This window comes from Xenorhabdus taiwanensis (assembly GCF_036512875.1).
Taxonomy (GTDB): Bacteria; Pseudomonadota; Gammaproteobacteria; order Enterobacterales; family Enterobacteriaceae; genus Xenorhabdus; species Xenorhabdus taiwanensis.
In genome coordinates this window covers 2616779-2640432 of record NZ_AP028978.1, presented here as the reverse complement: position 1 = coordinate 2640432, position 23654 = coordinate 2616779, and the positions used below count along the sequence as shown (strand labels likewise).

General features: G+C 43.6%; 26 protein-coding genes and 2 pseudogenes. 24 read left to right on the top strand and 4 right to left on the bottom strand.

Translation table 11 applies throughout. From position 1 onward, the window contains the following. Positions 1-80 precede the first annotated feature (80 nt). The gene (glyA, locus tag ACE1SE_RS12025; protein ID WP_374051097.1) at positions 81-1334 is read left to right on the top strand and encodes a serine hydroxymethyltransferase; all 1254 of its coding nucleotides are present in this window, start codon (positions 81-83) and stop codon (positions 1332-1334) included. Between the two features lie 87 nt (positions 1335-1421). After that, on the top strand, positions 1422-2651 hold the full coding sequence (locus ACE1SE_RS12020; RefSeq protein WP_374051096.1) for a 3-phenylpropionate MFS transporter: 1230 nt from the start codon (positions 1422-1424) through the stop codon (positions 2649-2651). 137 nt (positions 2652-2788) lie between these two features. Here the strand turns inward: ACE1SE_RS12020 and tnpA are convergent, their stop codons facing one another. Then, on the bottom strand, positions 2789-3244 hold the full coding sequence (gene tnpA / locus ACE1SE_RS12015; RefSeq protein ID WP_099118097.1) for an IS200/IS605 family transposase: 456 nt from the start codon (positions 3242-3244) through the stop codon (positions 2789-2791). A 185-nt stretch (positions 3245-3429) separates the two neighbouring features. On the opposite strand from tnpA, the pseudogene ACE1SE_RS12010 reads away from it, so the two are divergent. Then, a pseudogene (locus ACE1SE_RS12010) lies at positions 3430-3915 on the top strand (IS982 family transposase); the annotation flags it as partial. Positions 3916-4008: 93 nt separating this feature from the next. On the opposite strand, the gene ACE1SE_RS12005 reads toward ACE1SE_RS12010, so the two are convergent. Both ACE1SE_RS12005 and ACE1SE_RS12000 read right to left on the bottom strand, forming a co-directional pair. Next, a complete protein-coding gene (locus ACE1SE_RS12005) occupies positions 4009-4458 on the bottom strand; it encodes a phage tail protein (protein ID WP_228863371.1) in 450 nt (149 codons plus the stop codon). A gap of 137 nt (positions 4459-4595) precedes the next feature. Further along, positions 4596-5279 carry a hypothetical protein gene (locus ACE1SE_RS12000; RefSeq protein WP_374051095.1) on the bottom strand — a complete coding sequence of 228 codons (684 nt, stop codon included), beginning with the start codon at positions 5277-5279 and terminating at the stop codon, positions 4596-4598. 134 nt (positions 5280-5413) lie between these two features. Here ACE1SE_RS12000 and ACE1SE_RS11995 point away from each other — a divergent pair. Further along, a pseudogene (locus ACE1SE_RS11995) lies at positions 5414-6278 on the top strand (IS982 family transposase). Positions 6279-6311: 33 nt separating this feature from the next. Here ACE1SE_RS11995 and suhB read toward each other — a convergent pair. Next, positions 6312-7115 (bottom strand): inositol-1-monophosphatase, encoded by an 804-nt coding sequence (suhB, locus tag ACE1SE_RS11990; protein WP_374051094.1) that lies wholly within the window; start codon positions 7113-7115, stop codon positions 6312-6314. Positions 7116-7240: 125 nt separating this feature from the next. On the opposite strand from suhB, the gene trmJ reads away from it, so the two are divergent. The 20 genes from trmJ to hisS all read left to right on the top strand — a co-directional run bounded on the left by trmJ (position 7241) and on the right by hisS (position 23644). Beyond that, the gene (gene trmJ / locus ACE1SE_RS11985) at positions 7241-7975 is read left to right on the top strand and encodes a tRNA (cytosine(32)/uridine(32)-2'-O)-methyltransferase TrmJ (protein WP_374051093.1); all 735 of its coding nucleotides are present in this window, start codon (positions 7241-7243) and stop codon (positions 7973-7975) included. Between the two features lie 154 nt (positions 7976-8129). Further along, a complete protein-coding gene (iscR, locus tag ACE1SE_RS11980) occupies positions 8130-8630 on the top strand; it encodes a Fe-S cluster assembly transcriptional regulator IscR (RefSeq protein ID WP_374051092.1) in 501 nt (166 codons plus the stop codon). A 62-nt stretch (positions 8631-8692) separates the two neighbouring features. Further along, the gene (locus ACE1SE_RS11975) at positions 8693-9907 is read left to right on the top strand and encodes an IscS subfamily cysteine desulfurase (protein WP_374051091.1); all 1215 of its coding nucleotides are present in this window, start codon (positions 8693-8695) and stop codon (positions 9905-9907) included. A gap of 24 nt (positions 9908-9931) precedes the next feature. Further along, positions 9932-10318: a Fe-S cluster assembly scaffold IscU gene (iscU, locus tag ACE1SE_RS11970; protein WP_374051090.1), complete on the top strand. Its 387-nt coding sequence runs from the start codon at positions 9932-9934 to the stop codon at positions 10316-10318. Positions 10319-10396: 78 nt separating this feature from the next. Next, positions 10397-10720, top strand: a complete 324-nt coding sequence (iscA, locus tag ACE1SE_RS11965) for an iron-sulfur cluster assembly protein IscA (protein WP_374051089.1) — start codon at positions 10397-10399, stop codon at positions 10718-10720. A gap of 42 nt (positions 10721-10762) precedes the next feature. After that, positions 10763-11284 (top strand): co-chaperone HscB, encoded by a 522-nt coding sequence (hscB, locus tag ACE1SE_RS11960; protein WP_374051088.1) that lies wholly within the window; start codon positions 10763-10765, stop codon positions 11282-11284. Positions 11285-11407: 123 nt separating this feature from the next. Beyond that, a complete protein-coding gene (hscA, locus tag ACE1SE_RS11955; protein WP_374051087.1) occupies positions 11408-13255 on the top strand; it encodes a Fe-S protein assembly chaperone HscA in 1848 nt (615 codons plus the stop codon). 2 nt (positions 13256-13257) lie between these two features. Then, positions 13258-13593, top strand: a complete 336-nt coding sequence (gene fdx, locus ACE1SE_RS11950; RefSeq protein ID WP_099118115.1) for an ISC system 2Fe-2S type ferredoxin — start codon at positions 13258-13260, stop codon at positions 13591-13593. Positions 13594-13607: 14 nt separating this feature from the next. After that, complete coding sequence (gene iscX, locus ACE1SE_RS11945; protein WP_374051086.1) at positions 13608-13802, top strand: Fe-S cluster assembly protein IscX; 195 nt, start codon at positions 13608-13610, stop codon at positions 13800-13802. Positions 13803-13968: 166 nt separating this feature from the next. Further along, the gene (gene pepB, locus ACE1SE_RS11940) at positions 13969-15264 is read left to right on the top strand and encodes an aminopeptidase PepB (protein WP_374051085.1); all 1296 of its coding nucleotides are present in this window, start codon (positions 13969-13971) and stop codon (positions 15262-15264) included. Between the two features lie 99 nt (positions 15265-15363). Then, a complete protein-coding gene (locus tag ACE1SE_RS11935) occupies positions 15364-15792 on the top strand; it encodes an enhanced serine sensitivity protein SseB C-terminal domain-containing protein (RefSeq protein WP_374051084.1) in 429 nt (142 codons plus the stop codon). Positions 15793-16141: 349 nt separating this feature from the next. Beyond that, positions 16142-16657, top strand: coding sequence for a DUF2975 domain-containing protein (locus ACE1SE_RS11930; protein WP_374051083.1), 516 nt, complete (start codon positions 16142-16144; stop codon positions 16655-16657). Positions 16658-16665: 8 nt separating this feature from the next. Continuing rightward, on the top strand, positions 16666-16872 hold the full coding sequence (locus ACE1SE_RS11925; protein WP_074019763.1) for a helix-turn-helix domain-containing protein: 207 nt from the start codon (positions 16666-16668) through the stop codon (positions 16870-16872). A gap of 58 nt (positions 16873-16930) precedes the next feature. Continuing rightward, positions 16931-17254, top strand: a complete 324-nt coding sequence (locus ACE1SE_RS11920) for a hypothetical protein (protein WP_374051082.1) — start codon at positions 16931-16933, stop codon at positions 17252-17254. 326 nt (positions 17255-17580) lie between these two features. Continuing rightward, positions 17581-18009, top strand: a complete 429-nt coding sequence (gene ndk / locus ACE1SE_RS11915; protein ID WP_099132099.1) for a nucleoside-diphosphate kinase — start codon at positions 17581-17583, stop codon at positions 18007-18009. A gap of 238 nt (positions 18010-18247) precedes the next feature. After that, the gene (rlmN, locus tag ACE1SE_RS11910) at positions 18248-19426 is read left to right on the top strand and encodes a dual-specificity RNA methyltransferase RlmN (RefSeq protein WP_374051081.1); all 1179 of its coding nucleotides are present in this window, start codon (positions 18248-18250) and stop codon (positions 19424-19426) included. Between the two features lie 128 nt (positions 19427-19554). Next, on the top strand, positions 19555-19917 hold the full coding sequence (locus tag ACE1SE_RS11905; RefSeq protein ID WP_374051080.1) for a fimbrial assembly protein: 363 nt from the start codon (positions 19555-19557) through the stop codon (positions 19915-19917). A gap of 116 nt (positions 19918-20033) precedes the next feature. Further along, positions 20034-21050 (top strand): cytoskeleton protein RodZ, encoded by a 1017-nt coding sequence (rodZ, locus tag ACE1SE_RS11900; protein WP_374051079.1) that lies wholly within the window; start codon positions 20034-20036, stop codon positions 21048-21050. 91 nt (positions 21051-21141) lie between these two features. Further along, positions 21142-22263, top strand: a complete 1122-nt coding sequence (gene ispG / locus ACE1SE_RS11895; RefSeq protein ID WP_374051078.1) for a flavodoxin-dependent (E)-4-hydroxy-3-methylbut-2-enyl-diphosphate synthase — start codon at positions 21142-21144, stop codon at positions 22261-22263. 103 nt (positions 22264-22366) lie between these two features. Then, complete coding sequence (gene hisS, locus ACE1SE_RS11890; protein WP_374051077.1) at positions 22367-23644, top strand: histidine--tRNA ligase; 1278 nt, start codon at positions 22367-22369, stop codon at positions 23642-23644. The last annotated feature ends 10 nt before the right edge of the window (positions 23645-23654 follow it).

Below are 23654 nucleotides of genomic sequence, written 5' to 3'. Positions count from 1 at the left end.
GATAAAAAGAGTTTACACTGTGTGCCATTCTGGCCCTCAGGGGTATTTTTTTAGAGATGTAGCTGAGTCAGGAGAACCAAATGTTAAAGCGTGAAATGAATATTGCGAATTACGATCCCGAACTGTGGCAAGCGATGGAACAGGAGGTTTGTCGTCAAGAAGAACACATTGAATTGATTGCTTCTGAAAACTACACCAGCCCAAGAGTAATGCAGGCACAAGGCTCTCAGCTTACTAATAAGTATGCGGAAGGTTATCCGGGTAAACGTTACTACGGTGGCTGTGAGTATGTCGATGTGGTTGAACAGCTTGCGATTGATCGCGCAAAAGCGCTGTTTGGTGCAGATTATGCAAATGTCCAGCCACATTCTGGTTCTCAGGCAAATGCTGCGGTGTATATGACACTGCTAAAACCCGGCGATACGGTTTTAGGGATGAATCTGGCGCACGGTGGCCATCTGACTCACGGCTCTCCCGTTAACTTCTCTGGTAAACTTTATAACATCGTGCCTTATGGTATTGATGAAAATGGCAAAATCGATTACGACGATATTCGTAATCAAGCGCAAAAACATCAACCTAAAATGATCATCGGTGGCTTCTCTGCTTATTCTGGCGTTGTCGATTGGGCGAAGATGCGTGAAATTGCGGATGAAATCGGTGCCTATCTGTTCGTCGACATGGCTCACGTAGCGGGTCTGGTTGCCGCAGGGGTTTATCCAAACCCAGTTCCTCATGCACATGTGGTGACTACAACAACGCACAAAACATTGGCTGGTCCACGTGGTGGCTTGATTTTGGCGAAGGGTGGCGATGAAGAGTTTTACAAAAAACTGAATTCTTCTGTTTTCCCTGGTTCCCAGGGAGGGCCGTTGATGCACGTTATTGCTGGTAAGGCTGTTGCATTGAAAGAAGCGATGGAACCTGAATTCAAAGCCTACCAACAGCAAGTTGCTAAGAACGCGAAAGCGATGGTAGAAGTATTCCTGCAACGCGGTTACAAAGTGGTTTCTGGCGAAACTGAAAACCATTTGTTCTTGCTGGATCTGGTGGACAAAGACATTACGGGTAAAGATGCTGATGCGGCCTTGGGACGTGCCAATATCACCGTTAACAAAAACAGCGTACCTAACGATCCACGCAGCCCATTCGTCACTTCTGGTATCCGTATTGGAACACCTGCAATTACCCGCCGTGGCTTCAAGGACGCAGAATCCCGTGAACTGGCTGGTTGGATGTGTGATGTGCTGGATAACATCAATGATGAAGCAACCATTGAAAGTATTAAGCAAAAAGTATTGGATATCTGCGCAAAATATCCGGTTTACGCATAATTTAAATAAAATGTAGTATCAGTAATAAACCCGACTCATAACGTTAGTTTTGAGCGGGTTTTTTGTATCAAGAACGGGGGCATTTGGATGGTTGTTCCATCGACATTTTGGTTGGGCCTGGGCTATTTCACCTATTTTTTCTCTTACGGTATATTCTTGCCTTTTTGGTCTGTCTGGTTAAAAGGTGAAGGCATTGATGCCTCAATGATAGGGATATTGCTGGGTGCTGGAATGGTCGCTCGCTTTGTCGGCAGTCTGGTTATCTCTCCTACGGTAAAAAACCCCGCTAAATTAATTAATGCATTGCGGCTCCTCTCATTATTGGCATTGCTTTTTGCCGTTGGCTTTGTATTCGACAGCCATTGGGCATGGCTTCTCTTTATCATGGTAGGTTTCAATTTATTCTTTTCACCACTCGTCCCCTTATCAGATGCTTTGGCAGGCTCATGGCAAAAGCAGTTTACGTTTGATTATGGCAAGGTAAGGGTTTGGGGTTCAATTGCATTTGTTATTAGTTCTTCATTGGCGGGCATATTGATGTCTGCCAATGGGATAAATTTTTCAATCAGCAGCCTGAATTTTGGCTGGAATATATCGTTTGATAGTTTGAATCATTGGATCGGCCGCGAATTATTTGGTACACATCATATCATTCTTGCTTTTTTGGTGTTCGGTGTTACTGCCATGTCATTGGGAATGATGTTGAAACCTTCCATCATGCCGACAGGTAAGATTAAAGCAACCAATACGAATGCTGTTTCTTTTAAAGAACTCTTATCCGAAAAATCAGTGTGGCAATTTTTACTCTGTGTAACTCTATTACAGGCTGCCCATGCGGGATATTACAGTTTTGGTTCCATTTATTGGGAGCAAGCGGGTTATTCCTCATCAACCATTGGTTATCTCTGGTCGTTGGGCGTAGTGGCGGAAGTTATTATCTTTACCTTCAGCAAGCAATTATTTCGCCGTTGGAGTGCCCGTAATCTGCTGTTATTGTCAGGAGTTTGTGGTGTTGTTCGCTGGGGGCTCATGGGTACCTCGACAGAATTATCGGCACTGATTATTATTCAAATCCTGCATTGTGGTACTTTCACCGTCTGCCATTTGGCTGCGATGCGTTTTATTGGCGCCAGAAAAGAAAACGAAATCATCCGATTGCAGGCGACTTATTCTGCTGTAGCAATGGGGGGCGGTATTGCCATCATGAGTATGATTGCTGGTTTCATGTATGAACAGATAGGAAATGGTATATTTTGGGTGATGGCATTGATTGTGTTACCTGCCCTGTTCCTGAGACCAAAAGTTGAAGCCCATTGACTCTCGCGCTAATAAAAATAATCATAACCACCCGTATAACGGGTGGTTTGCTCTTGCCCTATAAGGGCTTGTTACCGACTGCGCCTAAATGACGCTGCTTTCTCTTCGTTCAAGCTAAGTGTCTTTGCTGCTTTGGCCTACCCCTTGAAGGGGTCTACATGCTCTTTACTACTCAATTTATCCGAGATTAAATCCGACTTTTCTTGCTCTCTGATATACTTTTGAATTGTCGCTTCATTTAGCCCTACCGTACTGACATAGAACCCTTCCGCCCAAAACTTTCTGTTGCCAAATTTATATTTTAAATTGGCGTGTCTATCAAAGATCATCAACGAACTTTTACCCTTCAAATATCCCATAAAGCTTGAAACGCTTAGCTTTGGTGGAATACTCACCAACATATGAACATGATCTGGCATGAGATGACCTTCGATTATTTCCACACCTTTATACTTACAAAGGTCTCTGAGGATCTCTCCCACACTTGAACGAATATTATTAAAAATCACTTTCCGTCTATATTTCGGCGAAAAGACGATATGGTATTTACACAGCCACTTTGTATGCGCTGAGCTTTGTGCTTTAATGCCCATAAACACCTTTCCTTATTTGAGTTACGAATATTAGCTTGAACATCTATATCGTAACGGAAAGGTGTTTTTCTTGGTATAACCTTTGAACTCCACCCGCAAAGCGGGTGGTTTTATGTTTAAGACGCTAACGCGATTTAAACTGGCTAAAGCCATAAAGAAAAAGGGCACCTATCAGGTGCCCTAGGTACTGCGCGGCCAAAAACGAAACTGACTACGGCTTCAAAGGACATCTCATGATAGACGAAATCGGCGTAGTAACCGGGTTTACACTGACGCCCGCCAATGTCAGTGAGTGTGAAGCAGCCTGGGATGTGATCGGCTCGATAAAAGGCTGTTTGCTGGGTGATAAAGGGTATTTAGGCGTTGAATTTAAACAGGAAATGAAGGTAGAGGGTATTGAAATGATTACCCCTGTGCGTGCCAATATGGATGATCCCCTCCCCAGAAAAATGAGAAGGGTCATTAACGCCAAACGCCGTTTAATTGAAACCGTGATTGGTCAACTCGCCGGACAATTTGCTATCGAGAAGTGCTGGGCACGGGATTTGTGGCATTTGAGTAATCGAATTGCCAGAAAACTGCTTTCTCACACGTTGGGTATTTTTGCCAATTTTAAACAAGGTAAAAATCAACGCGACTGGCTTCAACAAGCCAACGTTATAGGATGTTAAAGTCGAGCATCGCGTAAATATTGGATATCGGCTAACAGCGGTAGCGCACCCTGTTACTGGACAGCACGGCCGCTTCGTTGATCACCTGAGACATTAGGCCACCTTCTGCTCAATAGTCATGAGTGCGGTAAATAATTTGCCCTTATGCAGCGTGTCTTGCTGGCAACACAACACGCCAAAAATATTGCCTTTATTATCCACCAGAGCCAGTGTGTTAAAGTCAAACGCGGTATCTTCAGGCAGATCGGATTCCGGGAGCGTGGCATTGATTGAGATGGTGCTGCCGGAGACGGTACAAATCAGTGAGCATTCCGCGAATTTCTTCAACAGATCTGTATTGGCGAAATCCAGTGGAATATCGGCAATGTCCCAGCCGCCGGTCGGATTGGCGGTGACAAGGGATGACATCCCAAACCAGCCTTTGGTTATCAGAAACTGGCCGTTCACGCCAATGGCAGATTCTGCCCGGCGACAGTAGTAATAGTTCAGTAATTGACCTTTATAGAGTTTTCCGTTTGATACGGAAGCGAGAGCATCTGCCATAAAACAACCTCATTCTGTGTATTTTATGGCAGTATAGGGGAACTATAATTTCTCAATAAACAGCTAGCGTTGGTAGTCATGTATAGGTATGCCATACTTCCATATAATGGTTAAGCCTATTTGGGGGAGACTGACCATCAAAATGGCTCATTTTGAGGTATGTATTGATTCCATAATGCCTCGCCTTCCCTACTCTCCCAAGGTGGAGTAGTAGGTTTACCGTTCAACCAAAATTGTATTTTTTGTTGAACCCGTAAAAGATGTCTATTTCTATAAATCCATCTTAACTCGTGCGCAGTGATGTCTGTTGGATTTCGAGAATTAGGGTGTCTGCGTTTGTGCACTATATATTCCATGTCTATCTTATCAAGAATAAAATGTACATGCATATTCTTGATGATCGCGTCATTGCACGTAGTGGCCCAAGCTAATCCTCCTTTACATTTTCTGGTGAATAAGCGTCCCTCGTGTGGATGTTCCTTAAGTGTGATAGTGTGATATTTTTTATGGCGTTCAAGGTATAATGTGAAACTGTTTTGATAGGAACGTCTTGTCTTCATTTTCATGAACTCATCACGTATTAATACTTCCTCTGCGGCGGCAGCGGTTCTGAATCTTGCTTCTCGCTCTCCTTGAACGACATACTCATCTATGGTGTGAGGTCTGGGTTTGTACACACGCCTGCAAAGATCAACTAATGAAAATGGCCCATTTAAAAATGGCTTATCTGTCCCCTTAGTGTATTTTATCCTGGCGTCATCTAACCCATAAATGAGGTCATCATGAGCAACTTTTTCTCTAAAAGGTTGATGAAAAGGCATTTTTTCTCCTGGTTGTTCAATAAAAATTATCTAAAGTAACGCGATGCTCGACTTTTATGGTGAGTTGAAATGACATAGCCGCTCCTTTATAACTTTAAGTCGTCAAAAATAGAGAAATAAAGGAACAAAAGGCTATGTCACAGCAAGATTTTATCATTTGGGTGTTTTGTTGGGTAGATGACAATTTAACGCAGTTACAGCAAGGTATACGATTCAGAAGCCATCACGATGGAAGTGGTGGGTGAATTTTTAGGATTTTCAACAGATAAAGGCATTTGGACATACTTCAATGATCACTGGCGCGAATGGTTTCCGGGGCTAGGTTCACGCGCCAATTTCGCTAAATAGACTTCGAATCTTTGGGTTGTTAAACAACAACTGCAAGAAAAGCTGGCGAGGTTATTGGGCGCACTCGACAGGCCGGTACATATTATCGACGGATTTCCGCTGCCCGTCTGTGGATTCAAAAGAGCAAAAGGCTGTGCCAACTTCAAAGGGCAAGCCGATTATGGGTACTGCGCGGCCAAAAACGAAACTGACTACGGCTGCAAAGGACATCTCATGATAGACGAAATCGGCGTAGTAACCGGGTTTACACTGACGCCCGCCAATGTCAGTGAGTGTGAAGCAGCCTGGGATGTGATCGGCTCGATAAAAGGCTGTTTGCTGGGTGATAAAGGGTATTTAGGCGTTGAATTTAAACAGGAAATGAAGGTAGAGGGTATTGAAATGATTACCCCTGTGCGTGCCAATATGGATGATCCCCTCCCCAGAAAAATGAGAAGGGTCATTAACGCCAAACGCCGTTTAATTGAAACCGTGATTGGTCAACTCGCCGGACAATTTGCTATCGAGAAGTGCTGGGCACGGGATTTGTGGCATTTGAGTAATCGAATTGCCAGAAAACTGCTTTCTCACACGTTGGGTATTTTTGCCAATTTTAAACAAGGTAAAAATCAACGCGACTGGCTTCAACAAGCCAACGTTATAGGATGTTAAAGTCGAGCATCGCGTTTATTTAATAATAACGAATTAACGTTTCAATGCTTCAGTCAATTCTTCACGCATTTCAGACAGAATGTCTTTAACGATACGGGGGCTGCCTGCAACGATATTGCCAGAGCTGACGTAGTTATGACCACCAACGAAATCAGTAACAATACAACCTGATTCACGTACCAACAACTCGCCGCCCAGGAAATCCCATGGTTTCAGGCCAATTTCGAAGAAACCATCTACACGTCCGGCAGCGACATACGCCATATCCAGTGCTGCAGAACCCGTGCGCCGGAAATCTGCACAGCGCTCAAATAATTTACCTAGTACATTCATGTAAGGGATAGTGTGCTGCTTGGCTTTGAATGGGAAACCCGTTGCAAGGACAGTGCCATCCAGATCGCGAGCATTAGTACCACGCAGACGATAGCCGTTCAATTGAGCGCCTTGACCACGAGTTGCAGTGAACAGCTCATTGCGCATTGGATCATAAACTACGGATACTTCTGTGCGGCCCTTAATACGTACAGCAATGGAAACAGCAAAGTGGGGAAGGCGTTTAATAAAGTTGGTTGTGCCATCCAGTGGATCGATAACCCATTGGAAGTCATCCTCTTCTCCTATGTGATCACCACTTTCTTCGGTGATAATCGTATGCTTAGGGTAAGATTTACGGATGATATCAATGATCAGCTTTTCTGCTTCACGATCAACATTGGTAACGAAATCATTACTGCCTTTTTGGCTTGCTTCAACAGCATCAGGAGTTTCGTAGCTTTTGGCAATGTAGTTGCCGGCCTTACGCGCAGCGCGTATAGCGATGTTTAGCATCGGATGCATGGGGTATCTTCCACCAGGATTTTAAAGAACGGGAAATAAATTGGCGCGCATTATAGCAGTAGTTCGTCAAAATGACTAATGCTGTGTTAAGATATTCGGCTCTTATACTGAATTTAAAAGCCATCATGTTAGAGAATATCCGCATTATTCTGGTAGAAACCTCCCATACGGGGAACATGGGATCAACAGCCAGAGCCATGAAAACAATGGGATTGACCAATCTGTATCTGGTGAATCCGCTTATCCAACCTGATTCTCACGCTATCGCACTTTCAGCCGGTGCAAGTGATGTTATCGGCAATGCAACGATTGTGAATTCGTTGGATGAGGCATTGGCTGGGTGTGAATTAGTCATTGGCACCAGTGCTCGTTCCCGGACCCTATCCTGGCCGATGGTTGAGCCACGTGAATGTGGTGAACGTTGTGTCGAAACTGCCAGTCACTCTCCGGTTGCTATTGTCTTTGGCCGTGAACGTGTTGGCTTGACTAACGAAGAGTTACAGAAGTGTAATTATCACCTTTATATCCCAACTAACCCGGAATATGGTTCGTTGAATTTGGCGATGGCGGTTCAGTTGGTTAGCTATGAAATTCGCATGGCATACCTTGCGGCTCAAGAGCAATCAGAAGAGGCTACGTCTCCAGAGCTCGAAGTAGAGTATCCACCTGTCGAAGATATGGAACGTTTTTATCAGCACCTTGAACAGGTATTGAAAGAGTCTGGTTTTATTCGCAAAGCGCATCCGGGCCAGATAATGAACAAATTAAGACGTCTTTATACTCGTGCACGGCCAGAAACCCAAGAGCTGAATATCCTGCGTGGTATACTGACTTCCATGGAGAGGTGGGATAAAAAATAAATAGCGGAAAGCAGTCGGGAAAGCCGTGGGGACAGGTAAGTGAAAAAGTGACAGGTAGTCAAATAATAGTTGACTAAATTACTCGGTTAAATAGTTGACTAAAATACTCAGGAATGCCACAATTTTACCCATATTTCACCACGGAGTTTTTGTTATGAGACTGACATCAAAAGGACGTTATGCGGTAACAGCCATGTTAGATGTGGCATTGCATTCACAAGAAGGGCCGGTGCCGTTAGCCGATATTTCTGAACGTCAGGGTATTTCCCTTTCCTATCTTGAGCAGTTGTTCTCCCGCCTGCGTAAAAATGGTCTGGTTTCTAGCGTCCGTGGTCCAGGTGGCGGCTATTTATTGGGCAGAAATGCAGGTGAAATTTTCGTTGCTGAAGTGATTTCAGCCGTTGATGAATCTGTTGATGCCACTCGTTGTCAGGGTCGAGAAGGTTGTCAAGGCGGCGATCGGTGTTTGACCCATGCCTTGTGGCGTGACCTGAGTGATCGCATAACGAGCTTCCTGAGTAGCATCAGTTTAGAAGAATTAGTAAATAACCAAGAAGTATTGGATGTTGCTGATCGTCAAGACGGCGATAAGCGCCGTACCCCTGGCCCTAACGGCAGACTTCAAGAGACGATTAACGTTAATCTGCGTGCGTAACTTGCGGCAAATACTTGTGTGGCAATGAAAGTATTAAAAGTGTCTTACGGAGCATGTGAGCAATGAAATTACCCATTTATTTGGACTATTCAGCAACAACACCAGTCGATCCACGTGTTGCTGAAAAGATGATGAATTATTTGACTATTGACGGAGTCTTCGGTAACCCAGCTTCCCGTTCACACCGTTTTGGCTGGCAGGCTGAAGAAGCGGTTGATATCGCGCGCAATCAAATTGCTGACTTAGTTGGTGCGGATCCGCGTGAAATCGTGTTCACTTCAGGTGCGACAGAATCAGATAACCTGGCTATTAAAGGTGCTGCAAAATTTTATCAGAAGAAAGGCAAGCACATCATCACCAGCAAAACTGAACATAAAGCGGTTTTAGATACTTGTCGCCAGTTGGAGCGCGAAGGCTTTGAGATCACCTATCTGGCGCCAATGAGCAATGGCCTGATTGATCTGAAAGAGTTGGAAGCGACCATGCGTGAAGACACCATTCTGGTTTCCATCATGCATGTCAATAACGAAATTGGTATTGTTCAGGATATCATGACCATTGGTGAATTATGCCGCAGCCGTGGCATTATTTTCCATGTTGATGCCACCCAAAGTGTTGGTAAATTACCTATCGACCTCAGTCAGCTAAAAGTTGATCTGATGTCCTTTTCTGCCCATAAACTTTATGGCCCGATGGGAATTGGTGCACTGTATGTTCGCCGTAAGCCTCGCGTGCGTATTGAAGCACAACAGCATGGCGGCGGTCATGAACGCGGTATGCGTTCAGGTACATTGCCTGTTCATCAGATTGTTGGCATGGGTGAAGCTTACCGTATCGCGAAAGAAGAGCTGGAATCAGAAGCAGAACGCCTGCGTGGTTTGCGTCTGCGTTTGTGGAACGGTATCAAAGATATTGAAGAAGTTTACCTTAATGGTGATTTGGAACAGGGAGCGCCACACATTCTGAATGTCAGCTTCAACTATGTTGAAGGTGAATCATTGATGATGTCATTGAAAGATCTGGCAGTGTCTTCTGGCTCGGCATGTACCTCAGCGAGTCTGGAGCCTTCTTATGTCCTGCGCGCATTGGGCATGAATGATGAACTGGCGCACAGTTCTATTCGTTTCTCTTTGGGGCGTTTTACCACAGAAGAAGAAATAGACTATGCAATCAAGTTGATTCACAACGCGATTGGCCACTTGCGTGATCTTTCTCCATTGTGGGAAATGTTCAAGCAGGGTGTGGATATTAGCACCATCGAATGGTCTCATCATTAATCAGACGGTTTCAGGAGTAACGACATGGCTTACAGCGACAAAGTAATTGATCACTATGAAAACCCACGTAATGTTGGTTCATTCGATAACGAAGATCCGACAGTGGGTAGTGGCATGGTAGGGGCACCCGCTTGTGGTGACGTCATGCGATTGCAAATCAAAGTCAACGATGAAGGTATCATTGAAGACGCACGTTTCAAAACCTATGGCTGCGGCTCGGCAATTGCATCCAGTTCTTTGGTAACAGAGTGGATGAAAGGTAAATCGTTGGAACAGGCTGAGGCAATTAAAAACACTCAGATTGCTGAAGAGTTAGAACTGCCACCAGTGAAAATCCATTGTTCTATTTTGGCTGAAGATGCTATCAAAGCGGCTATTGCTGATTACAAGAACAAACGTCAGGCTAAATAACTTTTTTACAAAAAGAAAATAATTCTGGTGGATATTGTTGCAATATCCACCTTTACTGGTTTTAAAGTGAGGTGTTGTATGTCAATTTCCCTGACAGAAAGTGCAGCCCAACGTATTTTGGCTTTTCTTACCAATCGAGGAAAAGGTGTCGGGTTGCGCTTGGGAGTGAGAACATCCGGCTGCTCTGGTATGGCATATGTGCTTGAATTTGTTGATGCAATAAATGAAGAAGATCAAATTTTTGAAGATAAGGGCGTGAAAGTCATCGTTGACGGTAAAAGCATTATTTACCTTGATGGTACTGAGTTGGATTTCGTTAAAGAAGGTCTGAATGAAGGCTTTAAATTCAACAATCCCAATGTTTCCAGCGAATGCGGTTGTGGAGAAAGTTTCCACGTTTAACCCCATTTTTTGACCCGCATTTTGCGAAACTAAGAGTAACTTATGGACTATTTTACTTTATTTGGGCTGCCGGCACGTTATGCGATTGATCGCGAACAATTGGCAACCCGTTATCAGGAATTGCAACGCCAGTTTCATCCTGATCGTTTTGCCAGCCAGCCAGAACGTGAAAAAACGCTGGCACTCCAACAAGCTGCTACCATCAATGATGGTTATCAGACACTAAAACATCCCCTGAAACGCGCAGAATATATGCTGTCTCAGCAAGGGTTTAATCTGTCCAATGAGCAGCACACGATGCAGGATACTGCTTTTTTGATGCAGCAGTTGGAATTGCGTGAAGAGCTTGATGCCATTGAACATTGCGTAGATTCAGAAACAGCCTTGAACGATTTTTCCTCTCGCTTGCATAAAATGATTAAAACGCGTAGTGAGCAGATGGAACAACAACTCAATGCTGCCGAATGGTCAATTGCAGCCGATACAGTCCGTAAGTTACGCTTTCTAGATAAATTGCAACAGCAGGTTGAGCAACTGGAAGAGCGGTTGTTGGATGATTTTTAGCGGATTTTTGACTGACTTTTAGCTGAATCGTATTGTTTAGAATGATTTTTGGCTGAATGAATTTCAGTTGAATAAATTTTGGCTGATATAGATTTATGCTGATATAGATTTATAGGGGCACATATGGCTTTATTACAAATCAGCGAACCGGGTTTATCTGCCGCCCCGCACCAGCGCCGACTGGCTGCGGGAATTGATCTTGGCACAACTCACTCTCTGGTTGCGACCGTCCGTAGCGGTCAGGCGGAAACATTGGCAGACAGTGATAACCGCCACTTACTTCCTTCTGTTGTACAGTACGGTAAAGGAGAGATTCTGGTTGGTTGGCAGGCGCGTCAACAGGCTGCGTCTGATCCTACCAATACAATCAGTTCAGTCAAGCGGCTATTGGGACGCTCTTTGGCTGACGTTCAACAGCGTTACCCTAACCTGCCATACCAGCTTCAGGCCAGTGAAAATGGTTTGCCATTGATCAATACCGTGGCGGGGCGAGTAGATCCTATTCAGGTTTCTTCTGAGATATTGAAATCGTTGGCGCAACGGGCAGAAGAAACCTTGGATGGTAAACTTGATGGTGTTGTGATCACCGTGCCTGCTTATTTTGATGATGCTCAGCGTCAGGGCACTAAAGATGCTGCCCGTTTAGCGGGTTTGCATGTTCTTCGTCTCTTGAATGAACCTACTGCGGCAGCCGTTGCTTATGGTCTTGATTCCGGTCAGGAGGGGATAATCGCCGTTTACGATCTTGGTGGCGGAACATTTGATATCTCTATTCTTCGCCTTAGCCGAGGGGTATTTGAAGTGCTGGCAACGGGGGGAGATACTGCCCTCGGTGGTGACGACTTTGATTCGCTGTTAGCAAATTGGATACGTGAACAGGCTGGGATTAACGATAACGATCACGGATTACAGCGTCAATTGCTGGATATTGCTACCCAAACCAAAATTGCCTTGAGTGAGGCTGATAGGGCAGAAATCGATATTGCTAACTGGCAAGGCAGTATTACCCGTACCGAATTTAACGAATTGATTTCCTCTTTGATCAAACGCACATTACTCTCCTGTCGTCGGGTGCTGAAAGATGCCGGTGTAACAGTTGACGAGGTTTTGCAAGTTGTCATGGTTGGTGGTTCAACGCGAGTACCATTGGTACGTAGCATGGTGGGCGAGTTCTTTGACCGCGAGCCATTAACTTCTATTGATCCAGACAAAGTGGTAGCTGTTGGTGCTGCAATTCAGGCTGATATTCTGGTGGGTAACAAACCAGATAGCGAAATGCTGTTACTCGATGTCATCCCATTGTCACTTGGCCTGGAAACAATGGGAGGGCTGGTTGAAAAAGTCATTCCACGTAATACCACGATCCCTGTTGCCAAAGCGCAAGAATTTACCACTTTTAAAGATGGGCAAAGTGCGATGAGCATTCATGTGGTGCAAGGCGAGAGAGAACTGGTAAATGATTGCCGTTCACTGGCGCGTTTCACACTACGCGGCCTTCCACCATTACCGGCTGGTGGTGCACACATTCGTGTGACCTTTCAGGTTGATGCGGATGGCCTGTTAAGCGTCAGTGCATTAGAAAAATCCACAGGTGTAGAAGCTTCCATTCAGGTGAAACCTTCCTATGGTTTGTCGGATAAAGAAATTGCCCATATGCTCAAAGACTCCATGTCTAATGCACAGGAAGATGTTCAGGCACGCAAATTAGCTGAACAAAAAGTAGAAGCCGCTCGAATGCTGGAAAGTTTAACCAGTGCATTGGAAAAAGATGCGGATTTACTGAGTCAAGAAGAGCAGGCTGCTATTGACGCCGCTGTACAAGTATTAATTGAAAGTGCTCAGGGAACTTCCCCTGATGCGATTGAAAGTGCAATAAAACAATTGGACAAGCAAACGCAGGAATTTGCAGCGCGCCGTATGGATACATCAATCCGCCGGGCTTTGGCGGGTCATTCTGTGGATGAGATTTAACTATGCCTAAAATTGTATTTTTACCTCATAACGAACTTTGTCCTGAAGGGGCAGTATTGGAAGCGAAGGAAGGCGAATCCATTCTGGATGTTGCATTACGTAATGGCATTGAAATTGAACATGCCTGTGAGAAATCCTGTGCATGCACGACTTGTCACTGCATTGTCAGGGAAGGCTTTGACTCACTGGAAGAAAGCTCTGAACTGGAAGATGACATGTTGGATAAAGCATGGGGATTGGAGCCAGAAAGCCGATTGAGCTGTCAGGCCAAAGTTGTCGATGAGGATTTAGTCGTTGAAATCCCCAAATACACCATTAACCATGCACGCGAACACTGACAGGAGAATAGAAAATGAAATGGTCTGACAGTCGTGATATTGGCGAAGCGTTGTATGATAAATTTCCTGATTTAGACCCAAAAACAGTGCGTTTCACCGACATGCATGAATGGATTTGTGGGCTGGATGGTTTTGATGACGATCCACAGAAATCCAACGAAAAAATATTGGAAGCTATCTTACTGGTGTGGCTGGATGAATATGAATAGTGGACAATTTGCCCAAGGCAAAAACTCAAGTAAAAAATAGTGCAAGCTCATCTATTCTTGCTCAATAGCTTGGCATAGTCTGTATTTAGTGGAAAACTGGCAATCGCCAGTTTTTTTAATCCCTCACTGTGAAACAGTGAACAAATAAGATAAGAAGTGAGAGAAAATGACAAAACAAATCATGCCAATAACACTGTCTTATGAGCCAGCTAACGCTTGCTGGGGTGAAAAAGCACTAATTAGCTCAAGTGAGCAGGGGATCTCAATCCATTTGCAAGGCAATGGTAAGCTGGGCGCCATTCAACGTGCCGGGCGTAAAATTGACGGGCAAGGAATTCGCAATATTGCTTTAGTGGGTGATGGCTGGGATCTGGAAAAAAGTTGGTCATTTTGGCTGGGCTTTCGTTCACCTAAGGGATTGCGCACAATTGAATGGCCACAACTTCCTGCGGCGGAAAAACAGGAGCTGGAAAGAAGGATAAAATTCATTGATTGGGTGCGTGATACCATCAACCTTCCGGCAGAAGATCTAGGGCCAGAACAGCTCGCCCAGAGAGCTGTTGATTTATTGCACGGGGTAGCGGGTGATGCTGTTAGCTATCGCATCGTCAAAGGGAACGAGTTACGTGAACAGGGATATGCGGGGGTATATACTGTCGGCCGCGGCTCTTCTCGTGATCCCGTGTTCTTGACATTAGATTTCAATCCAACAAAAGATGCAAAAGCGCCTGTTTTTGCCTGCCTGGTTGGTAAAGGTATTACCTTTGATTCCGGTGGATACAGCCTCAAACCTTCTAATTTCATGGATTCGATGAAATCAGATATGGGTGGCTCTGCGACATTAACGGGAGCACTGGCTCTGGCAATCAGCCGTGGCTTAAAACATCGCGTAAAATTGTTCTTGAGCATCGCAGATAATATGGTAAGTGGTAATGCTTTTAAATTGGGCGATATTATTCACTACCGTAACGGCAAAACGGTTGAAGTAATGAATACAGATGCGGAAGGGCGTCTGGTTCTGGCTGATGGTTTGATTGACGCCAGTGCAGAAAAAGCGCAACTTATTATTGATGCTGCTACCTTGACGGGCGCAGCGAAAACCGCAGTAGGAAATGATTATCACTCAATATTAAGTTTTGATGATCAACTGGTATCTGACTTACTGGTGGCGGCTGATAATGAAAATGAATTGTTCTGGCGCTTACCGCTGGCTGAATTCCATCGTAGCCAGCTACCATCCAACTTTGCTGATCTGAACAACATTGCGTCACCGGCTCATTCGGCAGGAGCAAGTACCGCAGCAGCATTCTTGTCGCACTTTGTCGAAAATTACAAAAAAGGCTGGGTACATATTGACTGTTCAGCAACTTACCGTAAATCCTCTGTTGAACAATGGGCTGCGGGTGCAACGGGATATGGTGTACGTACTATTGCCAATTTATTGCTGACAAAAGCACAATAAGCCGAAATAACTATTCTTAATAGCTCTTCTTATGAGGAGCTATTGTTGAATTTTTAGTGATTTTAACTTCAATTAAAACAGTATGGTCGGGGATTTTTCATGAATTTATTAAATGGATCTATCGCTACTGAAATAGAAGTTCCTAGCGGGAGCCGTATTACTCTAAGTCAACCAGAAGAACAACCGACTCCGCTTATTGAGTCACTAATTGACTTATTTAAACAACATAAGCCTGTTCGGCAGGCTTTTTTAGTTATGGCCCATGATAAAAATGTGGATGAAAAACCCAATGTATTAATTGGATTGGAATTCAGTGTGGCATTGGCAGAAAATGAGATTAATTTGTTGATTCAAGAGGCTGGTGAGCTGGCTTGCAAATATCTTGATGAAGATGAATCTGTCGATTTTTGTTTGCTTGATGAACAAGAAGGGGGCATCAGCCATTTCTTGATTCATCATACCCAACCTTTTTATCAGCGAAAATTAGGGAGTTGGTTGCGTGATACTATTCCGGTAGTTAATCAATAACTACTTGATTGCTTTACCGTGACACTATTTTCTTTGTTATGAAATTCGCTGCTACAGCATAGAATTGATTTTAAACACAATGCATAACATTGCTATTTCACCAATTCTACCCTGTGCTCTACTATCAAAAATCTCTTGGATATATTAGGGATTAAATATAATTATTTTTCATTAAAAGCATGGGCTTGTCCATGTTTTTTTGTTTTTGTATATCATTTAATTCACGTTTTAGATGAAAAAATTATTGTTTTACGATAATTACTATCTATAATTCGATCATGTTAAATAGTGAGATATAAACATGATGCCCTCTGAAAAACTGACCCGAATAACAACACTCAGCTTGGTGATGTCTAAATTATCTTTGTTAATTATTATCCTGATGATGGTGATTAATATTTTTAGTTGGCTGGATCCAAAACTCATTTTGGGAAGATATGGATTAGGCTTTTCTTTGACTGAGAGGATATTGTCCAGTTTCGACAGGGATACGCTTACTACATGGAAATTAACCGGAGGAATATTGATATCGACGATCCCACTATTATCGTTGATTGGTAGTTTTTTGGCTTTTCATCGATTGTTTGGCAATTATAGAAAAGGGGATTATTTTTCCAAAACTACGGTTAGATATTTGGAATATGCGGGTTGGGGAGTCATTTTATGGAGTATTTTAGATATTCTTTGTCAGCCTGTATTAACATTATGGTTAACAATTGGGGCACCAGTAGGTGAACGCCTTATCTCATTGAGTTTAACAACCGGTCATTTTGTCGCTATTTTCATTTCAGTTTGCCTGGCTATCATTTCACGTATTCTTTACCAAGCATGTGATATATACGATGAAAATCAGAGCATTGTATAGGAGATACCGTGGCAATTCTTATAAATCTGGATGTGATTATGGCGAAACGAAAAGTTAAATCTAAAGATTTAGCACAAGCTATTGGCATTACTGAACAGAACCTTTCTTTGCTAAAAACAGGAAAAATTAAGGGGATTCGATTTTCTACCTTGAATGCCATTTGCCAATATTTAGAATGCCAGCCGGGAGATATATTGGAATTCAAAGACGACTAGAGTAAGTAAATAGCAATAGTGGTTATTATTAATTCAACGTAAACAGTGAGGAAAAAAGATGAAAATTTTTTCATATGTTTTGCTGCTGGGCGCATTTTACATACCTGCTTCGTTTGCTGTTACATCAATAACTGATAATCAGAAAATAACAAATCAGGAGCCTTCCCGTCAGGGAGTGCTGAGAGAGTGTACAGACCTACTACCGACGGGACACAAATATACTATCAGTATTATTGGTACGTCAGATAAAACCACCCAAGATCCTAAAAAAAAGTTCACAGGGAAATTTATAGTCTCTGATGAAAATAAACAGGATATAAGCAAAAAAAGAGCTGAAGAAGTTAAGCCTTTTATTCAGTGTGTAACAGAGAAGGTTTTATAATTGACATTGAGTGAAAAACACTAATTCAATGATCTTAGTCAGTATGCCTGTTTGGGATTTAATCGCCTGAACAGGCATTATTTTATAAAATGGTTATTTTCATCGTGTATAACAAAGCGAAAATGTGATTTATGCTAAAAAATGATATTTTCGCTAAGAAAGTTTTAATAAAATGTTGTGTTTTTTGTAGGCAAGCAGAAACTCTCCTCCTATAATCAACGCCTATTTTTATCCCTGTCAGGTACAGGGTAGAGTTGCCCTTCAGTTTTGTTTGGGGCGTAAAAATTAAAATGAATCATCGCTGAAAGTGCCAAAGAGGTTACGCAATGACAATTGAACGTACTTTTTCCATTATTAAACCCAATGCAGTGAAGAAAGATGTTATCGGTTCTATTTATGCCCGCTTTGAAAGTGCAGGGTTTAAAATTATCGCGGCCAAAATGTTGCATTTGACACGCGAACAAGCGGAAGGTTTTTATGCTGAACACAAAGGCCGCCCTTTCTTTGATGGTCTGGTGGAGTTCATGACCTCTGGCCCAATTATGGTACAAGTTCTGGAAGGTGAAAATGCCGTTCAACGTCACCGCGATCTAATGGGTGCGACTAATCCTGATAACGCATTAGCGGGTACTCTGCGTGCAGATTACGCAGATAGTTTTACTGAAAATGCGGTTCACGGTTCAGACTCTACAGAATCTGCAAGTCGCGAAATTGCTTACTTTTTCAGTGATGATGAAATCTTTCCTCGCTGCTAAGGCTTTTCGTTGTATGTAGTAATAGCTTCTAAGTAGCATATAAACAGTAAAGTTTGTACAATGATGCGCCCCACTGATTTGATTCAGCGGGGCGTTTATTATTTTATTTCAATGTCCATTCAATATAGCTCTGATTAAAAGAGAGAATGATCATTGAATTGGCCGTCACCGCATGAAAACTTAATGCTGAAATCAGATCAGCATAGAGCCGAAAGTGTAACAACGAGGCGATGTAACAATGTCCCAACTTAACGAAACCGTACCACCTGCAACTTCCGCCGTATCTGTCACGCCTGAAAAGAAAAATGGTAAAGTCAATTTGCTCGACCTTAATCGTAAACAAATGCGCCAATTCTTTATCGATATGGGAGAGAAACCTTTTCGTGCCGATCAGGTCATGAAATGGATTTATCATTATTGCTATGACGATTTTGAGCAGATGACCGATATTAACAAAGTGCTCAGAGCGAAATTGCAACAAGTTGCCGAAATCAGAGCACCCGAAGTGGCAGAAGAGCAACGCTCTGCAGATGGCACTATCAAATGGGCGATTACTGTAGGGGGTCAACAGGTTGAAACGGTTTATATCCCAGAAGATGATCGCGCGACACTGTGTGTTTCATCTCAGGTGGGATGTGCTTTAGAGTGTAAATTTTGTTCTACGGCACAGCAGGGCTTTAACCGTAACCTGCGCGTTTCTGAGATTATTGGTCAGGTTTGGCGCGCCGCCAAGATTATAGGATCACTGAAATCCAGTGGTCGTCGTCCCATTACCAACGTAGTGATGATGGGAATGGGAGAACCACTACTCAATTTGAATAATGTCGTGCCCGCAATGGAAATCATGATGGATGACTTCGGCTTTGGTTTGTCGAAACGCCGTGTGACATTGTCAACGTCCGGTGTTGTTCCTGCACTGGATAAACTGGGAGATATGATCGATGTTGCACTGGCAATTTCTTTACATGCACCCACTGACGATATTCGTGATGAAATTGTGCCAATTAACCGCAAGTACAATATTGAAGAATTCCTGGCAGGAGTACGTCGTTACCTGACAAAATCCAATGCTAATCAGGGACGTGTTACGGTGGAGTATGTGATGCTTGATCATATCAATGACAGCGTTGAGCAGGCCCATCAATTAGCCGAATGCCTGAAAGATACTCCCAGCAAGATCAACCTGATCCCGTGGAACCCGTTCCCAGGCGCCCCTTATGGACGCAGCTCGAACAGCCGCATCGATCGTTTTGCCAAAGTCCTGATGGGATACGGTTTTACAACCATCGTGCGTAAAACGAGGGGAGATGATATTGATGCAGCATGTGGGCAGCTTGCCGGTGATGTCATTGACAGAACCAAGCGAACCCTGAAAAAACGTCAGGCAGGTGAACCTATTCAGGTAAAAACAGTCTAATTTTTCGTTTAATATCGATTAATGGCTAAAAATCTGGCAAAGTTTAACATATCCTTATAAATGAAGATGGTATGATACGGAAATCAATAAGTTGGTCTATAGTTTGTTTTGTCCTGTTAACGGGGTGTGTGGAACGATCAACGCATCGCGCCCATCAGATTGTTGCCATAGATACTCGATTGCAGCTAGGGAAGGCTTATTTGGCGGAGCGAAATTTACCGGCCGCTAAATATCATTTTCAAAAAGTCTTGCTGGCGGAACCTCATCATCCAGAGGCACATCTGGGCATGGCACTGCATGAACAATATGCAGGCCGCCCGGAAACCGCCAGTCAGCATTACAGAATGGCGATGCAGTATGCGGCTGAAAGTGATACCGTAGTACGTCATTATCATATTTTTCTTTGTGAACAAAAGCAGTATGAAAAAGCTGAACAATTGGTCATGAAAAGTATGCAAAGCAACACAGGCTATTATCGCTGTGATAAATGATTTTCTGTGTTCAACGCAGTATTTAGATGATTTCGCTACACAAATTAAGTGATATGTTCTATTAACTTAATTTGCGTAAATTCTTTAACCCAGAACAGTACCAGTATCCCTTGCTAATGAAGACTGAAACTTATCCAGAAGAAGCCAATCTGACAACAGGTCAGATTCTGCGTCAGGCTCGTGAAAAACATGAGCTTTCTCAGCAAACTGTGGCAGATCGCTTGTGTCTTAAACTGTCCACTGTTCGTGATATTGAAGAAGATAATATCCCGTCAAATATTTCACCGACATTCCTTCGTGGGTATATTCGTGCCTATGCAAAATTGGTTCAGGTGCCTGAATCTGAAATCTTGAGTACTCTGGATAAACAGATCCCCTCCAAGGCCATAAAAACGGCACCTATGCAAAGCTTTTCAGCGGGGAAAAAACGCAAGAAACGTGACGGTTGGCTAATGAAGATAACATGGGCTGTTATTATTGTGTTGCTGGGAATGACATTCCTGTGGTGGTGGCAGAACTATAAAGTACAACAAACAGAACTGTCTTCAATGGTCACACAATCAACTGCTCAGAATAGTCAGGCAACAGATTCTGAAAATGACCGACTGACCCCAAGTGCCGGGGAAAATAATGTAGCACCTCTTAAAGAAAATCAATCCGTAGCGACTGCTCAATCTGGTGTTTCCCAAGAAAAAACATCGTCGGCAGAGGCAAATCGTACAGAAATAAACAGTAATGTTCCCGTATCTTCCAGTGTGCCGGTATCCACAGCAACAAATCAATCTGCAACCAATGCAACGCCAGAAAATACAACTGCTGCTGCCAATGCAGAAGTGAATAGTGCGGTTGTGAGTCCATCATCGACTGATGTAAATAGTATCAATACGGCCAGTAACGATGAGTTAGTGATAGATTTCAGCGGTGAATGTTGGCTGGCAGTCGAAGATGCCAAAGGTAAAGTGTTGTTTAGTGGCATAAAAAAGAAAGGGGATAGCCTGAAACTTTCCGGTAATTTACCTTATTCGGTGAATATTGGCGTACCATCCAAGGTTAAGGTTCAGTTCCAGGGAAAACCCGTGGATCTGAGTTCCTTCGTGAAGAAAGGCATCACGGCTAAACTGACACTGAAATAAATGCCTTAACTGTTTTGGCAAAATTATTCACCACAGCATAGTTGTAATTCTTATAAACAAAAATACAGGGATGTAGGGGAGTAATGTAAAAATGCATAATGAATCACCGATAAAAAGACGTAAATCCACACGTATTTATGTCGGTAATGTGCCTATCGGGGATGGCGCTCCGATTGCAGTGCAATCAATGACTAACACACGAACAACTGATGTTGAAGCGACAGTCAATCAAATTAAAGCGTTAGAGCGTGTAGGTGTTGATATCGTTCGGGTGTCTGTTCCAACAATGGATGCAGCCGAAGCGTTCAAGTCCATCAAACAGCAAGTCAATACCCCTCTTGTTGCCGATATTCATTTCGATTACCGCATTGCCCTGAAAGTTGCGGAATATGGTGTTGACTGTCTGCGCATCAATCCTGGCAATATCGGTAACGAAGAGCGTATTCGTCAGGTTGTGGATTGTGCCCGCCACAATAACATTCCGATTCGCATTGGGGTTAATGGTGGATCGCTGGAAAAAGATCTACAAGAAAAATATGGTGAACCCACACCAGAAGCGTTGGTTGAATCGGCAATGCGCCATGTGGATATTCTTGATCGCCTGAACTTCGATCAATTTAAGGTAAGCGTCAAGGCCTCGGACGTTTTTCTGGCGGTTGGGGCATACCGTTTACTGGCGCAAAAAATTGATCAACCGCTGCATTTGGGCATTACGGAAGCTGGCGGGGCGCGTGCTGGTGCGGTGAAATCTTCAATTGGCCTTGGCATTTTGTTGTCAGAAGGAATTGGCGATACGCTGCGTATCTCGTTGGCCGCAGATCCAGTAGAAGAAGTTAAAGTCGGTTTTGATATTCTGAAAGCATTGCGTATTCGTTCACGGGGCATTAATTTCATTGCCTGTCCAACTTGTTCGCGCCAAGAATTTGACGTTATCGGTACGGTTAATGCGCTTGAACAGCGCCTTGAAGACTTAATCACTCCGATGGATGTTTCAATCATTGGTTGTGTCGTGAATGGCCCAGGAGAAGCAGAAGTTTCAACGCTTGGCGTAACGGGGGCGAAAACAAAAAGCGGCTTTTATGAAGATGGTATTCGTCAAAAAGAGCGTTTTGACAATAACAACTTGATTGATCAACTTGAGGCGAAAATTCGGGCGAAGGCAGCTATCCTCGATGCTAAGAACCGAATCAGCATCAATCAGCTTGATGAGTAATTTATTGGGGATATGAGTATATAGATTTGCTTGCAGATTGAACCTTGCAAGTATTCGCTTTTATAATCGATGGCATTGTATAAATATTAATAAGAGATAAAACGTGGCAAAAAATATCCCAGCTATTCGTGGCATGAACGACTGCCTTCCTGCTGAAACGGCCATTTGGCAACGAGTTGAATCTACGGTGAAGCGTGTGCTGTCAGGTTATGGTTTTAGCGAAATTCGGACACCGATTGTAGAGCAGACCCCGTTATTCAAACGTGCAATTGGGGAAGTAACTGATGTTGTCGAAAAAGAGATGTATACTTTTGACGATCGCAATGGTGAAAGCTTGACCCTGCGCCCAGAAAATACCGCAGGATGTGTCCGTGCCGGTATTCAGCATGGTCTGCTGTACAATCAGGAACAGCGCTTATGGTATATCGGGCCTATGTTCCGTTATGAGCGTCCACAAAAAGGCCGTTACCGTCAATTCCATCAGTTAGGAGCCGAAGTGTTTGGCTTACAAGGGCCAGATATTGATGCTGAACTTATTTTAATGACAGCACGTTGGTGGCGCGAGCTCGGCATTGCTGATCACGTCACACTTGAATTGAACTCAATTGGTTCATTAGAAGCCCGTGCAAATTATCGTGAGGCATTGGTGGCATTCCTTGAACAACACAAAGAGAAGCTGGACGAGGATTGTCAACGCCGCATGTATACCAATCCACTGCGTGTATTGGACTCTAAGAACCCTGAAATTCAGCAACTTTTGAATGATGCCCCGGAGTTGTTTGATTATCTTGATGCAGAATCAAAAGAACACTTTGATGGATTGTGTCAGATACTTGATAGCGCAGGGATCAAATACCGTATCAACCAGCGTCTGGTTCGCGGCCTTGATTATTACAACCGTACTGTTTTTGAATGGGTAACATCAGCGTTGGGTGCGCAGGGAACTGTCTGTGCTGGTGGTCGTTACGATGGCTTGGTTGAACAATTGGGCGGTAAGGCAACACCAGCAGTTGGTTTTGCCATGGGCATGGAACGTATGGTCTTGTTGGTGCAGGAGGCCAATCCTGACTTTGTTGCTGATCTGACCGTTGCCGATGTTTATTTCTCTTCCTTTGGTGAAGGTAGCCAGCAAGCGGCATTGATATTGGCCGAAAAAATCCGTGATCAACTGCCAGAATTGCGTTTGATGACCAACCATGGCGGTGGTAACTTTAAGAAACAGTTGACACGTGCGAGTAAACACGGTGCCAAAGTTGCCTTGATTCTGGGAGAAGATGAAATTCAGGCAGGCAATATTACAGTGAAAGATTTACGCAGCGGTGAACAAGAAACGTTGTCACAACAAGCGGTCGCAGCGCGTTTGAGCGAACTGTTAGGCTAAGGAGAAAGAC

Bases quoted from the DNA above. Each gene is read 5' to 3' on its own strand.
- iscR (WP_374051092.1), top strand. From the start codon at position 8,130: ATGAGACTGACATCAAAAGGACGTTATGCGGTAACAGCCATGTTAGAT.
- fdx (WP_099118115.1), top strand. From the start codon at position 13,258: ATGCCTAAAATTGTATTTTTACCTCATAACGAACTTTGTCCTGAAGGG.
- iscA (WP_374051089.1), top strand. From the start codon at position 10,397: ATGTCAATTTCCCTGACAGAAAGTGCAGCCCAACGTATTTTGGCTTTT.
- suhB (WP_374051094.1), bottom strand. From the start codon at position 7,115: ATGCATCCGATGCTAAACATCGCTATACGCGCTGCGCGTAAGGCCGGC.
- hscB (WP_374051088.1), top strand. From the start codon at position 10,763: ATGGACTATTTTACTTTATTTGGGCTGCCGGCACGTTATGCGATTGAT.
- iscU (WP_374051090.1), top strand. From the start codon at position 9,932: ATGGCTTACAGCGACAAAGTAATTGATCACTATGAAAACCCACGTAAT.
- pepB (WP_374051085.1), top strand. From the start codon at position 13,969: ATGACAAAACAAATCATGCCAATAACACTGTCTTATGAGCCAGCTAAC.
- rodZ (WP_374051079.1), top strand. From the start codon at position 20,034: ATGAAGACTGAAACTTATCCAGAAGAAGCCAATCTGACAACAGGTCAG.
- ACE1SE_RS11935 (WP_374051084.1), top strand. From the start codon at position 15,364: ATGAATTTATTAAATGGATCTATCGCTACTGAAATAGAAGTTCCTAGC.
- ACE1SE_RS12020 (WP_374051096.1), top strand. From the start codon at position 1,422: ATGGTTGTTCCATCGACATTTTGGTTGGGCCTGGGCTATTTCACCTAT.
- ACE1SE_RS12005 (WP_228863371.1), bottom strand. From the start codon at position 4,458: ATGGCAGATGCTCTCGCTTCCGTATCAAACGGAAAACTCTATAAAGGT.
- ndk (WP_099132099.1), top strand. From the start codon at position 17,581: ATGACAATTGAACGTACTTTTTCCATTATTAAACCCAATGCAGTGAAG.
- hscA (WP_374051087.1), top strand. From the start codon at position 11,408: ATGGCTTTATTACAAATCAGCGAACCGGGTTTATCTGCCGCCCCGCAC.
- ACE1SE_RS11920 (WP_374051082.1), top strand. From the start codon at position 16,931: ATGAAAATTTTTTCATATGTTTTGCTGCTGGGCGCATTTTACATACCT.
- ispG (WP_374051078.1), top strand. From the start codon at position 21,142: ATGCATAATGAATCACCGATAAAAAGACGTAAATCCACACGTATTTAT.
- glyA (WP_374051097.1), top strand. From the start codon at position 81: ATGTTAAAGCGTGAAATGAATATTGCGAATTACGATCCCGAACTGTGG.
- tnpA (WP_099118097.1), bottom strand. From the start codon at position 3,244: ATGGGCATTAAAGCACAAAGCTCAGCGCATACAAAGTGGCTGTGTAAA.
- rlmN (WP_374051081.1), top strand. From the start codon at position 18,248: ATGTCCCAACTTAACGAAACCGTACCACCTGCAACTTCCGCCGTATCT.
- ACE1SE_RS11975 (WP_374051091.1), top strand. From the start codon at position 8,693: ATGAAATTACCCATTTATTTGGACTATTCAGCAACAACACCAGTCGAT.
- trmJ (WP_374051093.1), top strand. From the start codon at position 7,241: ATGTTAGAGAATATCCGCATTATTCTGGTAGAAACCTCCCATACGGGG.
- ACE1SE_RS12000 (WP_374051095.1), bottom strand. From the start codon at position 5,279: ATGCCTTTTCATCAACCTTTTAGAGAAAAAGTTGCTCATGATGACCTC.
- ACE1SE_RS11930 (WP_374051083.1), top strand. From the start codon at position 16,142: ATGTCTAAATTATCTTTGTTAATTATTATCCTGATGATGGTGATTAAT.
- iscX (WP_374051086.1), top strand. From the start codon at position 13,608: ATGAAATGGTCTGACAGTCGTGATATTGGCGAAGCGTTGTATGATAAA.